Source organism: Photorhabdus sp. RM71S, from assembly GCF_042879355.1.
Taxonomy (GTDB): domain Bacteria; phylum Pseudomonadota; class Gammaproteobacteria; order Enterobacterales; family Enterobacteriaceae; genus Photorhabdus; species Photorhabdus kayaii.
Map to the genome: position 1 here is coordinate 40,328 of NZ_JBHFKV010000012.1, position 15,731 is coordinate 56,058.

The 15,731-nt window shown below is 43.3% G+C and carries 16 protein-coding genes; 13 read left to right on the plus strand and 3 right to left on the minus strand.

Going from position 1 to position 15,731, the window contains the following annotated elements; all coding sequences use genetic code 11:
• Position 1 precedes the first annotated feature (1 nt).
• Complete coding sequence (locus ACGF5R_RS09060; protein ID WP_112876281.1) at positions 2-433, minus strand: tripartite tricarboxylate transporter TctB family protein; 432 nt, start codon at positions 431-433, stop codon at positions 2-4.
• Positions 434-446: 13 nt separating this feature from the next.
• On the minus strand, positions 447-1,427 hold the full coding sequence (locus tag ACGF5R_RS09065; RefSeq protein ID WP_112876280.1) for a tripartite tricarboxylate transporter substrate binding protein: 981 nt from the start codon (positions 1,425-1,427) through the stop codon (positions 447-449).
• A 376-nt stretch (positions 1,428-1,803) separates the two neighbouring features.
• Here ACGF5R_RS09065 and ACGF5R_RS09070 point away from each other — a divergent pair, with 376 nt between their 5' ends.
• The 3 genes from ACGF5R_RS09070 (at position 1,804) to ACGF5R_RS09080 (ending at position 4,868) form a co-directional block, all read left to right on the plus strand.
• Positions 1,804-2,460, plus strand: a complete 657-nt coding sequence (locus ACGF5R_RS09070; protein ID WP_112876279.1) for a hypothetical protein — start codon at positions 1,804-1,806, stop codon at positions 2,458-2,460.
• Between the two features lie 322 nt (positions 2,461-2,782).
• Positions 2,783-3,460: a transcriptional regulator TctD gene (gene tctD, locus ACGF5R_RS09075; protein ID WP_112876278.1), complete on the plus strand. Its 678-nt coding sequence runs from the start codon at positions 2,783-2,785 to the stop codon at positions 3,458-3,460.
• Positions 3,447-4,868 carry a sensor histidine kinase N-terminal domain-containing protein gene (locus tag ACGF5R_RS09080; RefSeq protein WP_387690532.1) on the plus strand — a complete coding sequence of 474 codons (1,422 nt, stop codon included), beginning with the start codon at positions 3,447-3,449 and terminating at the stop codon, positions 4,866-4,868. The genes tctD and ACGF5R_RS09080 overlap by 14 nt, the downstream gene beginning before the upstream one ends.
• Here the strand turns inward: ACGF5R_RS09080 and ACGF5R_RS09085 are convergent.
• Positions 4,865-5,752 (minus strand): DMT family transporter, encoded by an 888-nt coding sequence (locus ACGF5R_RS09085; RefSeq protein WP_112876276.1) that lies wholly within the window; start codon positions 5,750-5,752, stop codon positions 4,865-4,867. The two genes, ACGF5R_RS09080 and ACGF5R_RS09085, sit on opposite strands and share 4 nt — an antisense overlap.
• 102 nt (positions 5,753-5,854) lie before the next feature.
• On the opposite strand from ACGF5R_RS09085, the gene ACGF5R_RS09090 reads away from it, so the two are divergent.
• From ACGF5R_RS09090 to purF, 10 genes are all read left to right on the plus strand, one after another.
• On the plus strand, positions 5,855-6,628 hold the full coding sequence (locus ACGF5R_RS09090; RefSeq protein WP_112876275.1) for a helix-turn-helix domain-containing protein: 774 nt from the start codon (positions 5,855-5,857) through the stop codon (positions 6,626-6,628).
• 89 nt (positions 6,629-6,717) lie between these two features.
• Positions 6,718-7,845 carry a 4-phosphoerythronate dehydrogenase PdxB gene (pdxB, locus tag ACGF5R_RS09095; RefSeq protein WP_112876274.1) on the plus strand — a complete coding sequence of 376 codons (1,128 nt, stop codon included), beginning with the start codon at positions 6,718-6,720 and terminating at the stop codon, positions 7,843-7,845.
• Positions 7,846-7,896: 51 nt separating this feature from the next.
• A complete protein-coding gene (locus ACGF5R_RS09100) occupies positions 7,897-8,907 on the plus strand; it encodes an aspartate-semialdehyde dehydrogenase (protein ID WP_112894720.1) in 1,011 nt (336 codons plus the stop codon).
• Between the two features lie 41 nt (positions 8,908-8,948).
• Positions 8,949-9,743 (plus strand): tRNA pseudouridine(38-40) synthase TruA, encoded by a 795-nt coding sequence (gene truA, locus ACGF5R_RS09105; RefSeq protein ID WP_387690572.1) that lies wholly within the window; start codon positions 8,949-8,951, stop codon positions 9,741-9,743.
• A 46-nt stretch (positions 9,744-9,789) separates the two neighbouring features.
• The gene (locus tag ACGF5R_RS09110) at positions 9,790-10,479 is read left to right on the plus strand and encodes a DedA family protein (RefSeq protein ID WP_387690535.1); all 690 of its coding nucleotides are present in this window, start codon (positions 9,790-9,792) and stop codon (positions 10,477-10,479) included.
• Between the two features lie 102 nt (positions 10,480-10,581).
• A complete protein-coding gene (accD, locus tag ACGF5R_RS09115) occupies positions 10,582-11,526 on the plus strand; it encodes an acetyl-CoA carboxylase, carboxyltransferase subunit beta (RefSeq protein WP_387690537.1) in 945 nt (314 codons plus the stop codon).
• Positions 11,519-12,817, plus strand: a complete 1,299-nt coding sequence (gene folC, locus ACGF5R_RS09120) for a bifunctional tetrahydrofolate synthase/dihydrofolate synthase (protein ID WP_387690539.1) — start codon at positions 11,519-11,521, stop codon at positions 12,815-12,817. Before accD ends, folC begins: the two co-directional genes overlap by 8 nt.
• The gene (gene dedD / locus ACGF5R_RS09125; protein ID WP_262980708.1) at positions 12,807-13,490 is read left to right on the plus strand and encodes a cell division protein DedD; all 684 of its coding nucleotides are present in this window, start codon (positions 12,807-12,809) and stop codon (positions 13,488-13,490) included. The genes folC and dedD overlap by 11 nt, the downstream gene beginning before the upstream one ends.
• A 201-nt stretch (positions 13,491-13,691) precedes the next feature.
• Positions 13,692-14,198: a colicin V production protein gene (gene cvpA, locus ACGF5R_RS09130; protein WP_036778783.1), complete on the plus strand. Its 507-nt coding sequence runs from the start codon at positions 13,692-13,694 to the stop codon at positions 14,196-14,198.
• A gap of 14 nt (positions 14,199-14,212) precedes the next feature.
• Positions 14,213-15,730 (plus strand): amidophosphoribosyltransferase, encoded by a 1,518-nt coding sequence (purF, locus tag ACGF5R_RS09135; protein WP_112876267.1) that lies wholly within the window; start codon positions 14,213-14,215, stop codon positions 15,728-15,730.
• Position 15,731 lies beyond the last annotated feature (1 nt).

Genomic DNA, 15,731 nt, shown 5'->3' on the forward strand with positions numbered 1-15,731 from the left:
GTCAGTTGAGCCAGCTACCGAGAGGCAGGGTTACGTCAAGTAAGCGGTCAAAGGCGAAATATAACGTGACGCCAAGGAACACCCCGGAAATGATTGCGGCAGGCAGTGTTGCGTTAAACAACAGCGCGACACTGAATGTCAGCAGCGCTGTAGCCAGAGGAAAACCAAGCCACTCGAATGACCAACCATAAACAACCAAAGAGAGAATCAACAGCATTAGGCGACGGATAACGGGGGCACTAGGCCAATTGCTTTGCTCCGGTTTTTTGAAAAGTAGTAGTAAAGCACAGAGTGCCATCAGAGACAGAATGATCATTGGGAAAGGTCTGGGCCCCAGGGGTTCATAAGTGTATTCGCTCTGAATTCCCCAACCAATAACTATCCCAATAGTACAGAGTACTAACCAGATAGTAGCAAAGATACGATCGCTCATGATAATGACTCTGTTATTTGGCTAAGCCAAAAGCTCTGGCTTGTTCACGATATTGTTCAACCTGTTTTTTCACATAGCGGTCCAATTCTTTGCCGGTCATGTTGAATTCGAACAACCCACGGATATCGCGTTGTTTTTTAAAAGCATCTGTTTGTTGTAGTTTATTAAAAGTATCAACCCACCATTGATACTCTTCGTCAGAAACTTTTGGTCCCATGTAAAATCCGCGGATAATCGGCCATACCAGGTCATAACCTTGCTCTTTGGCAGTAGGAATATTGGCTAAATCACCATCCAGTCGTTTATCTGCATAAACAGCCAGGACCCGGATTTTGTCTCCATTCAGGTAAGGTACCATCTCGCTTAGATCACCGGAAACTGCCTGGATATGATTACCCAGCAGGGCGGTGATAGGTTCACCACCTCCCTCAAATGCGACATAACGCATCTTGTGAGGATCAATTCCAACCTCTTTTGCCAGCAGTGCGGTTTTCATCCAGTCCTGACTACCGATAGAAGCGCCAGCACCAAATACAATGCTGTTGGGATTATCCTTAAAAGCATTCATCAAATCGTTCAGGGTACGGTAAGGTGAATCGGCACGGACAGCGATCATCCCATAATCAGTACCAACACTTGCCAGCCAGCGAACATCGTTAACGTTATAGCGACCAAATTTTCCCTGAGACAAATTGAGTAGAGAGCCGCCAGAGAAGGCGACAATGGTCCCCGCTTCAGTAGGTCGTTGTACGACGATAGCATTGTAAGCGACAGCGCCAACACCACCGGGCATAAAAGTGACACGCATAGGCTTGCTGATCTCTTTCGTATCCAGTAGTGAAACTTGGACCAGCTTGCAGGTCAGGTCGAACCCGCCCCCCGGTTTTGCAGGCGCAATACATTCGGTCCGGTTAGGTGCACTGGCAGCAAAAACACTGCTTGCGCTAAATAATAAAGCGGTTGCCGCTAACATCTTGATCGTTATAATTTTCATTTATTGGCTCTCATCAATACCCGTGTAAGATATAATCACTACAAACAGACCTGGTTGACTCAATTAGTAATAACAAAACCTTTCATTTACCTTTCATTAACAAGAAAAGTTGTTGATATGTGATTTCAATCGCTTAAATTTGCGTAGCGTTTCGCATTAATGAGTTTACAAATGGTTACAGACTTCCTTTTTTGTTTTGGTTTGTTGTAAGTTTCTCGTAGTTTTGATGTTGCTCTGTTTTACTCACGGTAAATTTACATTCGACTAAGGAGGTATAATGCAAATGGTAATTATTTATTTATGCAATGTGTCAAATTAAATGGAAAATTTATTGAATATAATCAGACTTTATATTGGGGAAATCTGAATTGAGGAAATGATGAGAAAATTGATTCTTTGTAGTGCTATGGGCAGTGCTATGGCTTTTGCTTTGGTGGGATGTAAAACAGAACTCAGTACTTCGGTATCTGTTAACCAACTGTTATCTGAACAAGTTAAAACGGTGACATCTGATTTGTTAGTTGAAGTCAGTGCTTGTGGTGATTATAAAGATTCCAGACAACCATCAAAATCTTTGTTAGACACTCAGGAAAAAGTACCGGCTATTTTTTCCAATGCGGAATACGTGGAATGTTTCAGAAAAAGTATGGATTCGTTTGCTCACTTTAAAGTTCCTGTAAGCGTAGGGAATTCAAGTATCACTGGTTCTACTAAGGGTATTCATCTTTACGGTAATGGTGCAGATATCTTGGTGATAAGCGTACCAAAAGAGATGAAGAAGAAAATTAGCCAGATAGATAGTTCAATGGCATCAAAGACCAAAATCTCAATTAATATTAAGAATGATACCGATGAAGTTTTAAAAATGACGGGTTTATCTGCATTTCTTAATGATAAAGATCCGATGGTGATATCGAATTTTAGTTTAAAAGTAGGCAGTGAAATAAAACTCACTTTGTCTAATGTCTCTGTGGCGTCTGTATTGGATGAACGTTTTGATTTTACTCCTGTACTCATGGCAATATCTGAGTAAATGGAAGCGGTAATAGAGATCTATTACTTAATTCAGTATGACAGAATACCCTGTTATTCATAGCGAGGTATTTTGGCATGAAAATGGAATTGAGTTAGTGTCTGACTATTTTTCAGAAAAATAGGTGTGTCGATATAAACTGGAAATATAGTTATGTCTGTAATTATATTTATACCCAATGGATTTCAAGATGCATCGCGACGGCAAGGGAGTGAATCCCCGGGAGCATAGCAAACTATGTGACCGGGGTGAGCGAGTGCAGCCAACAAAGAGGCAACTTGAAAGATAACGGGTATATATTAATCGATTAGATATTGAAGATATGCGCTTACTTTTAGTGGAAGACCACCCTGAATTATTGCATTGGTTGCAAAAAGCACTGAGCAGTTCAGGATTTGCCGTAGATGTTGCTAGTGATGGCATAGTTGCTGATCAATTATTACAGACAGAAAACTATGCATTATTGATTCTGGATGTTTCTTTGCCTAGGTTGGATGGACTTTCTCTGTTAGTTCGTTTGCGTAAGCGTGGGCAAAATTTGCCGGTATTATTATTAACGGCGAAAGCCGATGTTTCTGAACGAGTGAAAGGGCTTAATTCTGGTGCCGATGATTATCTGACGAAACCTTTTGATTTACAGGAATTGGAAGCACGTATCCGGGCATTACTTCGTCGTAGTGCAAGTTTTCTACAGGAGACGCTGACATTCGGTTCCCTTGTTTATCAGGATGATGGTTACTTTGTTCTGAACGATGAGCCATTGGCTTTGACACCAAGGGAATTTTCGGTTTTGACAACATTGTTCCATCGTCGGGGGAGGCCTGTTTCTAAACAACAGCTCTTTGAGCAGGTATTTGCACTATCAGATGAAGCAAACCTACAAAGTATTGAACTTTATGTACACCGGATTCGGAAAAAATTGTCAGGCAGTAATGTGGGGATCAGTACATTACGGGGATTAGGTTATCGTCTGGAGCACCAGAAAGATGACATGGTTTAAAGTACCGAACTCATTGTTTCATCAGTTACTCTTATTTTTTGGTGTTCCACTGTTTGTGTTGGGTTGTTTATCGGTTTGCACCCATTATTTTAGTGCAGAGAATGCGGCGACATTGGCTTATGACCGTACTTTATTGGCGTCTGCTCGAACTGTGGCAGAACGGCTGACTGTTAAGAATAATCAATTAATTGTCGATGTACCTTATGTGGTTTTGGATAGTTTTGAGCGAAATATGAATGATAGGCTGTTTTATCAAGTGTTATCACCTGAAGGGGAAATAATTTCCGGTTATGATGATTTGCCTTTGATCCCTAAAGATACGCTTCGCTCCAATTTATACACGGCTTTGGTTTATTTCTATGATGCTGAATATCACGGCCGGCCCATTCGGGTTGCTGCCCTTTATCAGCCGATCAATGAAGGGGGAATGATGGGAATGGCGTTGATACTAGTTGCTGAAACAGTAGCTTCCCGTCATTATCTTGCGCAACAATTATTAATATCTTCTTTGATGAGTCAAGGAACCGTGGTTGGGTTGACTCTGATTCTGGCTTATTTTCTGTTGAAGCAGTTACTTAAACCACTACATAAACTTTCTGGCGTCATGGTCCGTCGTCCCGCAAATGATCTTACTCCGTTACCGGATATGTTGCCTTGGTCGGAACTTTCCCCATTGTTATATGCATTTAATCGTTATATAGAGCGACTGAAATTGATGGTGAGTCGGCAGGAGAGGTTCAGTGCGGATGCTTCTCACCAACTTAGAACGCCATTAACAGTATTAAAAACTCAAGTAGCGGTAGCGCTTGCCAGCAAAGATCCAGCGCAATGGAAAGAAAGCTTACAGGCCATTGATAGTACATTGGATAACACTATCTCTCTGACGGATCGTTTATTACAACTTTCTCGTTTGAAAGCGCATGAAAAGGAGGCCGTTCGGGATTATAGGCCGGTTAATCTAGTCGAATTGTTGCAACAGGCATGTTTTTCTCGTTTGCAACAGGCTGAAAGTAAGAATATTGATTTGGGTTATGAAGGCGAAAATGCTCAATGGATCAAGGGGGAACCTGTATTACTGACGGAAATGTGTGCTAACTTATTGGACAATGCAATTAAATATACACCGGAAGGTGGCATTGTTACGGCTAGAGTGATTCTCAACTCTTGTAAGACATACTGTTATTTGGAAGTGGATGACAGTGGGCCGGGGATTGCTAAAGAAGACGTCAATTTGTCTCTGATGGCTTTTAATCGTCTTGATAATGCTGCGGGGCATGAAGGGGCAGGATTAGGATTAGCTCTGGTAAAAGATATCGGTATTTATCATGGTACTCATCCCCAATTATTGCCCAGTGAAACACTGGGCGGTTTATTAGTAAGAATCCCTTTTAGGCTTTCTGATGATTAATTTCCTGAGGTTTTTCTAATAAGAGGAGTACGTAGTTGCTGTGCCAGCATAACGCCTAATAACGTTATACCGCCACCAATCAGGTGGTAACTGTGCATCTCTTCATGCAGAACCAGAATAGCGATAATAGCTGTAAATATCGGCGTCAAATTCATAAATATGGTGGTGGTATTCGCACCAAGTTTTATGACGCCTTGTATCCATAAATAGGGAGCAATGATCGAGGCTGGAATACCGGCGAATAAGACTAACGAGATATTGCTGGCATTCAATTGAACATCTTTTGTCAACAGGAAATTTGGCAGTAATAGCAGGACACCAAAACTGATTTGTACATATAGGGATTGCCAGTTGGGTAATGGAATAGACCAGTGTTTGGTTAACACGCTATAAAGTGCGTAGGAGATGGAAGCAATCAACATCATCAATTCACCACGTCCTAAACCGTGTTGCAATAATGATATGGGCTCACCGGCGCTGACCAACCAGACTAAACCAGACAGAGATAAAATGGTACCGAGAGCAATACCGACAGTGGGGACAACACGTAAAACAAATATACTGATGACAACAGTCAAAAGAGGAATCAATGAGCTAAGGATTCCCATAAATGTTGCACTGATACTGTGTGCGGCGTAATAGGCCAGGCTTTGATAAAGCATCATACCAAGTGCGCCAAGAATTAATAATTTCCACCAATATTGACAGATTGTTTTCCATTGGCGAATGACAGATAGTACGACAAAGGGTGTTAATGTGAGAAAGGCTAGGAACCAGCGATAAAAAGAAATTGCAGCCGGATCAATAGCCGTAGCGGAGGCTTTACTCACCACGGCATTAATTGACCAAATCAAGACCGCCAGAAATGGGAAAATCATATTCATATAGATAAGTCGCATTGAGATAAAAATGAGTGTTTAGTCTAATGGTGTCTGATTCATTATATATAACGATAATCAGCCAATGGATAAGGCAATTGAGACAATATGACAGAAAAACTTCATATTCCTGTAGAAGTCATGGGTATTCCGGCCAGTATCTCTTTCCGTAACGAGTTATTCAGTGCGAATACTGAGTGTTTACGTCATACCCATCCATTTGGGCAACTTATTTATGTCGTTTGTGGTGTAATGGCAATGAATGCTGGAGGACAGCATTTTTTAGCTCCACCGCAATTTTGTGTCTGGATACCGGAAGGAATAGAGCATTCGGGATATAGTAGAAAAGCAATGAGATTTAGGGCAATAGATATTTCTCCTAAATGGGGGAAATTATTGCCGAATATTCCTTGTATTATCCGGCTTAACTCCATATTCAATGCGATTATGACTGACTGTTTTGAACGTAAATTGAAAATACCAGAAACAGAACAGGATTTACGGTTAGCTCAAGTGCTGATTGATCAGTTAATTCAATCCCCTGTTCAGCATACCTATCTGCCTTCATCTAAAGATAAACTTTTGGCGCCGATATTACAGGAACTTGAGAGTAATCCTGCTGACAATACGCCATTAGCGCAATGGGCAAAACAGCGTTATACCTCGGAACGTACTTTATCACGGCGTTGCCAGCAAGAATTGGGAATGTCATTTAGCGAGTGGCGGCAGAGGTTACGGTTTTTACATGCAATCTCTTTGTTGGAACAGGGGAAAACTGTTAATGAAGTTGCTTTTGATGTGGGTTACAGCTCATCTTCTGCTTTTATCGCTATGTTCCAGCAATTGGCAGGTACGACACCGGAGCGTTTCAGGAAAAGTTAACAACAAAAGAAGCCGTTATTATGGGTTTTGTTATGATTAAATGGCAAAATAGTTCGCTGCCTCTGTTTTAATGCCACAGGATGGATTAAGTGAAGATTCTGGTTGATGAAAATATGCCTTATGCTGATCAACTATTTCAGCAATTGGGGGATGTGCAAGCTATTCCGGGGCGTCCGGTGCCGGAAGGGGTATTGGATCATGCTGATGCCTTTATGGTTCGTTCAGTAACTAAAGTTAATGAAGAATTGCTGAAAGGCAGTGCGGTAAAATTTATCGGTACGGCAACGGCGGGGACTGACCATGTGGATCAATTGTGGTTATCTCAGGCTGGAATCGGGTTTTCAGCGGCGCCGGGATGTAATGCCATTGCTGTGGTTGAATATGTTTTCTCAGCGTTAATGTTGTTGGCTGAACGTGATAATTTTGAGCTTAAGGATAAAGTTGTCGGAATCGTCGGTGTCGGTAATGTCGGCAGTAGACTGGCGCAGCGGTTAGCTACTCTTGGTGTGCGGACACTCTTATGTGATCCGCCAAGAGCTGCCAGAGGGGATGTCGGTGAATTTTGTCCACTGGAAAAACTGGTCAAAGAGGCGGATATTCTGACATTCCATACGCCATTGAATCTATCGGGCCCATATAAAACACACCATTTGGTAGATGCTGAATTATTGTCAGCTTTGCCGGATAACCGCATATTGATTAATGCCAGTCGTGGTGAAGTTATTGATAATCAAGCGCTGCTTGCTGTGTTGAAACGTGGTAAGAAACTTAGTGTTGTTTTGGATGTTTGGGAGCCGGAACCTGACTTATCCCTACCCTTACTGGAATTAGTTGATATTGGTACACCGCATATCGCGGGTTATACCCTCGAAGGTAAAGCGCGTGGTACCACACAGGTATTTGAAGCTTACTGTGAATTCCTTGGTCAACCCCGTAAAGTGGCTTTATCTGATCTATTGCCAGAGCCAGATTTCAGTCGGGTTACCCTGCATGGAAATGTAACTCAAAGCACACTGAAACGGTTGATGCATTTAGTGTATGATGTACGCCGCGATGATACCCCGTTACGGCAAGTTGCCGGTCAAAAAGGGCAATTTGATTATCTGCGCAAAAACTATTTAGAACGCCGGGAATGGTCATCCCTAACTGTATGTTGTGATAATAGAGAGAGTGCTGAGTTGCTAGCTGCTCTTGGTTTCAGTACAGAACTGATTTAATCCGTGCAGAAATATATCTGCATGTCAGAAAGATAGATGGAGAAAACCAACATGTCAGAAGGTTGGAATATTGCCCTATTGGGTGCCACAGGGGCAGTAGGTGAAGCGATATTGGCGTTATTACAAGAGCGTCAGTTTCCCGTTGGTGAATTGTATCCTCTCGCCAGTGAGCGCTGTGCCGGTGAAAGCCTGCGTTTTAATGGTAAAAATTTTGTTGTTGGTGATGCTGCTGATTTTGACTGGTCACAGGTACAGCTCGCTTTTTTTGTGGCGGGATTGGAGGCCACGACACAATATGTTGAAAAAGCGACAGAAGAAGGTTGTTTGGTTATCGATAACAGTGGGTTGTTTGCTATGGAACCTGATGTACCTTTAGTTGTTCCGGGGGTGAATCCTCATGTTTTAGCGGATTATCGTAACCGAAATATTATTGCCTTGGCAGATAGTATGACCAGTCAGGTACTGACAGCCATTAAACCGCTGGTGGATGCGGCTGGAATTGCACGTTTGCATTTGACTAATCTGTTCTCTGTTTCTGTTCACGGCAAAGCGGCAGTTGATGAATTAGCCGGACAGAGCGCTCGTTTGCTTAATGGCATCCCACCGGAGCCAGGTCGTTTCAGTAAACAACTGGCATTTAATCTTTTGCCGTTGCCAACAGATGCTGAAGGTTCTGTGCGTGAAGAGCGTTGCCTTGTGGATCAGATACGCAAGATTTTACAGGATGAAGGATTACCCATTTCAGTGAGTTGCGTTCAGTCTTCCGTTTTTTATGGCAATGCTCAAGTAGTCCATTTGGAAACATTGCGTCCGGTTGGGGTGGAAGAAGCACGAGAAGAATTAGAGCGGATGATTGATATTAACGTTTCAGATGACGATGATTATCCAACGCCAGTGACAGAAGCATCGGGTAATGATGCATTGAGCATTGGTTGTCTGCGCCACGATTATGGTATGCCGGAAGTATTACAATTTTGGTCTGTGGCCGATAACATCCGGTTTGGTGGTGCATTAATGGCTGTTGAGACAGCGGAAAAACTGATTCAGGAGCAATTTTACTGATGTTCGGTACAGAACAAACAGAATCTGTGCCGGGTTCAAAGATGAAAATTGCATTGGGAATTGAGTACGATGGCAGCCGATATTATGGCTGGCAGCGTCAGCAGGAAGTAAAAAGTGTTCAGGGATGCCTTGAGGAAGCACTATCAAAAGTCGCCGATGAACCCATATCAGTATTTTGTGCTGGTCGGACCGATGCTGGAGTACATGCAACAGGGCAGGTTGTGCATTTTGAAACGTCTGTTCAGCGCAAGGATGCGGCGTGGACAATGGGCGTGAACGTACATTTACCACCAGATATTGCTGTTCGTTGGGTGAAAACCGTGGATGAGGGTTTCCATGCCCGTTTTAGTGCAACTGCCCGGCGATATCGTTACATTATTTTTAATCATCGTTATCGTCCGGCAGTGCTGGCCAATGGCGTGACCCATTTTCACTATCCACTGGATGAAAAGCTGATGCACCAGGCTGCGCAATGTTTATTAGGGGAAAATGATTTTACCTCTTTCCGTGCAGTTCAATGCCAATCTAAAACGCCTTGGCGTAATGTGATGCATATTAATGTCAATCGTTACGGACATTACGTCGTCATAGATATTAAAGCCAATGCTTTTGTGCATCATATGGTGCGTAATATTGCGGGTAGTCTGATGGAAATTGGTTGTGGGAATCAGGATATTAACTGGATGGCCCAGTTGCTTGCTTTACAAGATCGGACGAAAGCCGCTGCGACGGCAAAAGCAGCAGGGTTGTATCTGGTTGCTGTTGATTATCCGGCGCAATTTGATTTGCCGAGAGTGGTTATGGGGCCTCTGTTTTTGGCAGATGATCTGATTTAACATTTCTAGTTTCCGACACGGATGTTTTGGCATAGCGGGGAATATTATGGAATTTCTGACTCATTTTTTTGATTTTGCTAAATTTATTATTGATTTCATTCTCTATATTGACATTCATTTAGCCGAACTGGTCGCACAATATGGTGATTGGGTATATGGCATTCTGTTTCTGATTTTATTTTGTGAAACAGGGTTAGTGATTACTCCGTTTTTGCCGGGGGATTCGCTGTTATTTGTTGCCGGCGCTTTAGCGGCTCTGGGTTCAAATGATCTGAATGTGCATATCATGGTGGTATTGATGATTATTGCGGCTATTATTGGTGATGCGGTGAACTATGCTATTGGTCGCATCTTTGGCGAAAGGTTATTTACTAATCCAAATTCAAAAATTTTCCGCCGCAGTTATTTAGATAAAACACATGAGTTTTATGAAAAACATGGTGGTAAGGCAATTATTTTGGCGCGATTTGTACCAATTATCAGAACATTTGCACCATTCGTTGCAGGTATGGGGAAAATGTCTTATCGTCGTTTTGCTGCTTATAACGTGATTGGCGCACTAGTTTGGGTACTGTTATTCACCTATTCTGGTTATATATTCGGTGATATGCCAATGGTACAACAGAATTTGAAACTGTTGATTGTCGCTATCATCTTTATTTCAATCCTGCCCGGAGTGATTGAAATCTGGCGTCATCGTCGTACGGTGATGAAGCAGAAGAGTGATAACCGGTAACAGGTTTGAGCAGTTTTTTATCCACACTGTAATAGCATTGTGGTTTAATGGCACACAATAACAAAACTGGCATAAGCCAGATTCAGACGGAAAGATCATTCAATGAGCTGGATTGAAAAAATTCTTAATAAAAGCAACATTACCCAAACGCGTAAAGCGAATATCCCTGAAGGGGTTTGGACTAAATGTGATAGTTGCAGTCAGGTGCTCTACCGTGCTGAGCTAGAGCGCAATCTTGAGGTTTGCCCTAAATGTGATCATCACATGCGTATTTCGGCGCGTACCCGATTGGCTACATTCCTTGATGAAGGAGCAACGACGGAATTAGGGGGGGAATTAGAGCCAAAAGATATTCTTAAATTCCGCGATTCCAAAAAGTATAAAGATCGTATATCAGCGGCGCAGAAGCAAACCCAAGAAAAAGATGCGTTAGTCGTAATGAAAGGTACCCTGAGTGGTATGTCAGTTGTTGCTGCTGCTTTTGAATTTGCATTTATGGGCGGTTCTATGGCTTCGGTTGTTGGTGCCCGTTTTGTCCGTGCCGTAGAACAGGCATTGGCAGACAATTGTCCTCTGATTTGTTTTTCTGCCAGTGGTGGCGCTCGTATGCAAGAGGCGTTGATGTCACTGATGCAGATGGCGAAAACCAGTGCTGCTTTAGCAAAAATGCAAGAACGTGGTTTGCCTTATATCTCTATCATGACCGATCCGACAATGGGCGGTGTTTCAGCAAGTCTGGCGATGTTGGGTGATATCAATATTGCTGAACCAAAAGCATTGATTGGTTTTGCCGGACCACGAGTTATTGAGCAGACCGTTCGTGAAAAATTACCGTCCGGTTTCCAGCGTAGTGAGTTTTTGCTGGAAAAGGGAGCGATTGACATGATTGTTCGTCGCCCTGAAATGCGTGACACACTTGCCAGTTTACTTTCTAAACTAACCCATCAGTCGCAGCCAGGTATTAAGCCAATTGTTGCTGAATTAGTGGCAGAACCCGCTGATGTTGAGGTGGATATTCAAATAAGTACCAATAAAGAAGATGTCTGACACTTTACAAATTCCTCAAACCACGTCGCCATTGATGACGTGGCTTTCCTACCTTGGGAACCTGCATACTACGGCCATTGATATGGGGCTTGAGCGTGTGGGGAAACTTGCCCGAACTTTGGCGTTGGTTAATCCTGCACCTAAGGTGATAACCGTATCCGGTACTAATGGTAAAGGTACTACCTGTTGCACGATAGAATCTATTCTGTTGGCGGCTGGGCTGAGAGTGGGTGTTTACAGCTCTCCGCATCTTGTACGTTATACCGAAAGAGTTCGTATTCAGGGTAAAGAATTACCTGAACAGGAATTCTGTCGTGTATTTGCGGATATTGAATCTCGTCGCGGTGATATTTCGCTGACTTATTTTGAATATGGCACATTAACGGCTTTGCAACTGTTTAAACAAGCTTGTCTGGATGTGGTCATCTTAGAAGTAGGCTTAGGTGGGCGACTGGATGCGACAAATGTTGTGGACGCCGATATTGCCGTTATTACCAGTATTGCAATTGATCATATTGATTGGTTGGGTGCTGATCGCGAACATATTGGTCGTGAGAAAGCAGGGGTTTTCCGTAAAGATCGCTTTGCCGTGGTTGGTGAGCCGGATATGCCATCTTCTATTGCGGAAGTTGCGGGTGAATTAGGTGCCGAGTTGTTCCGTTGTGGCATTGATTGGCGTTTCTCTCAACAGGATAAAAACTGGCACTGGCAATCTGATGATAGGCTGTTTAGCAACCTACCTTTGCCAAATGTTCCTCTGATGAATGCCGCAACGGCGATGGGTGTTATTTGTTGCCTGTTACGACAAGATGATAAAGTCAGTCGAGCTATTAATGAGAGTGCAATCCATCAAGGGTTGCAGAATGCGCAGTTACCTGGGCGTTTCCAGATAGTTCGTGAAAATCCATTGTTGATCTTGGATGTGGCTCATAATCCCCATGCAGCGGCTTATCTGGTACAGAAATTGGCCCAGTTGCCCCGTCAGCCGGGCAGTAGAATCCTTGGTGTAGTGGGTATGCTAGGTGATAAAGATATTGCCGGTACACTGACTTGCCTGTCACAGCAAATAAATGAGTGGTATTGCGCTCCATTGACTGAACAGCGTGGTGCAGATGCACAGACACTGGCTCAGCATCTTGGACAGCCACAGGTATTTACTGATGTGGAAAGTGCTTGGCATCAGGCGATGGCTGATGCTGATGAGCAAGATATTGTTGTCGTTTGTGGCTCATTCCACACGGTAGCGCATGTTATGGAGGCTCTGGACAGGGAGAAAGGAAGTGGCAAGTAAATTTCAGAATCGTTTGGTTGGTACAATTGTATTGGTAGCATTGGGTGTCATTGTGCTGCCTGCGTTGTTAGACGGCAACAAGAAATATAACGAAGATAAATTTGCATCAATTCCCTTGGTTCCAAAGCCAGGGGATGAGCAAGAAATTGACTCTATACCTCCTCTTAATCCACCAATATTATCAGTGCCTCTGGAAGATGAGACAGAGGCATTGCAGCCAGAAACACTGGAGCAGCCGGAAATACCATTGGTTACCAATCCTCAACCTGCGCCGATAGTCCCTCCTGCTGTTCAGCCAGAAGTGAAGCCTCAACCACAGATTAAGCTTGAACCAAAACCAGATACTAAGCCGCCGGCACCGGCGCTTAAACCTAAACCAGACATTAAGTCAGAGCCGAAACCTGAAGTTAAACCGGTTGAAACAGCCCCGCAAGGGCAGGCTTATATCGTACAACTGGGTGCTTTGAAAAATGCCGGAAAGGTAGATGAAATCGTTGCCAGACTACGTTTGTCTGGTTATCAGGTTTATACGGTTCCTTCATCTCCGGTTCAGGGGCAATTAACGAGAATATATGTCGGTCCGAACGCTTCTAAGCAACAACTTGACTCGGCATTATCAGAATTGAAAAGTTTGACTGGATTACAAGGGCAGGTAAGGAGTTACAGGCCGTAATAAAAGTGGGTGATGCCTATGTGACAAATAGGACAACTATCATGAAGAAGTAAATATTAAGTGACTGCGGCGATGATGATTATTCAAATTCGTCGCCTTAATTATTTTCAGTAGGATAGGAAATCTGCTACGCAAACGTTTTCGTTTTCTGTTAGAATGCACCTGAAACGGATGCCGAGGTGTCTATTTTGGAATTAAAACATGGTTTGGATTGATTACGTTATTATCGCCATTATTGGCTTCTCGGCATTAGTTAGCCTGATTCGTGGGTTTATTCGTGAGGCATTATCACTGGTCACCTGGGGATGTGCTTTCTTTGTGGCAAGCCATTTTTATACTTACTTAGCGGTCTATTTCACCCGTTTTGAAGATGAATTGGTACGTAACGGGATTGCTATTGCGTTGCTGTTTATTGCTACTTTGATTGTCGGTTCCGTGGTGAACTATGTGATAGGTTCTCTTGTGCAACGGACTGGATTGTCAGGTACTGATCGAGTACTGGGGGTCTGCTTTGGGGCATTGCGTGGTGTGCTGATTGTCGCTGCTATTCTGTTTTTTCTGGATACATTTACACCATTGGCTCGAAGTGAGGATTGGAAACAGTCACAATTGATCCCACAGTTCAGTCATATCATAAGGTGGTTCTTTGACTACCTGCAAAATGCGTCAAGTTTCTTGCCGGAGAAATATACCTCTCCGTTTGGCTGATGAGGAAGAACTACATGTGCGGTATTGTTGGTATCGTCGGTTTTACACCGGTTAACCAGTCGATTTATGATGCGTTGACGGTGCTTCAGCACCGTGGGCAAGATGCTGCGGGCATTGCCACTATTGATGGTAACAATGGGTTTCGTTTACGCAAAGCCAATGGCTTAGTGAGAGACGTATTTGAAGCCCGGCATATGCTGCGTTTACAGGGAACGATTGGGATTGGTCATGTTCGCTACCCGACAGCGGGCAGTTCCAGTGCATCGGAAGCTCAACCGTTTTATGTGAACTCTCCATTTGGTATTACATTGACACACAATGGTAATTTGACGAATGCTCATGAGTTGAAGAAAAAGTTATTTGAGAATGCCCGTCGCCATGTGAATACCACGTCAGATTCTGAGATTTTGCTTAATGTTTTTGCTAGTGAACTGGATTGTTTCCAGCATTATCCATTGGAGCCTGACAATATTTTTGCGGCAGTAGCGGCAATGCATAAACAGGTGAGTGGTGCTTATGCCTGCATTGCGATGATTATTGGTCATGGGTTAGTTGCTTTCCGTGATCCGCATGGTATTCGTCCGTTGGTTTTAGGTAAGCGTACTTTGGATGATGGCCGTAATGAGTATATGGTCGCTTCTGAAAGCGTTGCATTGGATACGCTAGGCTTTGAATTCCTGCGGGATGTTGCATCAGGTGAAGCGATTTATATTACTGAACAAGGTCAGTTATTTACTCGTCAATGTGCTGAAAATCCTTCTCTGACCCCCTGTTTATTTGAATTTGTCTATTTGGCTCGCCCAGATTCCTTTATTGATAAAATTTCGGTTTATAACGCCCGCATACGGATGGGGCATAAGCTAGGGGCGAAAATTGCCCGCGAATGGGAAGACTTACATATTGATGTGGTTATTCCAATCCCCGAAACATCTTGCGATGTTGCGCTAGAAATTGCGCGCATACTCGGTAAACCCTATCGTCAGGGATTTGTGAAAAACCGTTATGTTGGTCGGACATTTATCATGCCTGGGCAACAGGAACGCCGGAAATCAGTCCGCCGTAAACTGAATGCTAATCGAGCAGAATTCCGTGATAAAAATGTGCTATTGGTAGATGACTCTATTGTGCGTGGTACAACGTCAGAACAGATTGTTGATATGGCTCGTGAAGCCGGCGCGAAGAAAGTTTATCTTGCTTCGGCAGCACCGGAAGTACGTTTCCCGAATGTTTATGGCATTGATATGCCCAATGCAAATGAACTGATTGCTCATGGGCGTGAAGTGGATGAAATTCGCCAACTTATTGGTGTAGATGCATTGATATTTCAGGATTTAACCGATCTGATCGACGCTGTTCGTGAAGAAAACCCGGATGTTGATGGGTTTGAGAGTTCAGTATTCAATGGCGTTTATGTTACCAAAGACGTTGACCAGACTTATCTCTATTATCTGGAGAATCTGCGTAAAGACGATGAAGTAAAACTGAATAATCAGAATGAAATTGAAAATCTGGATATCTATAATGAAGGTTGAT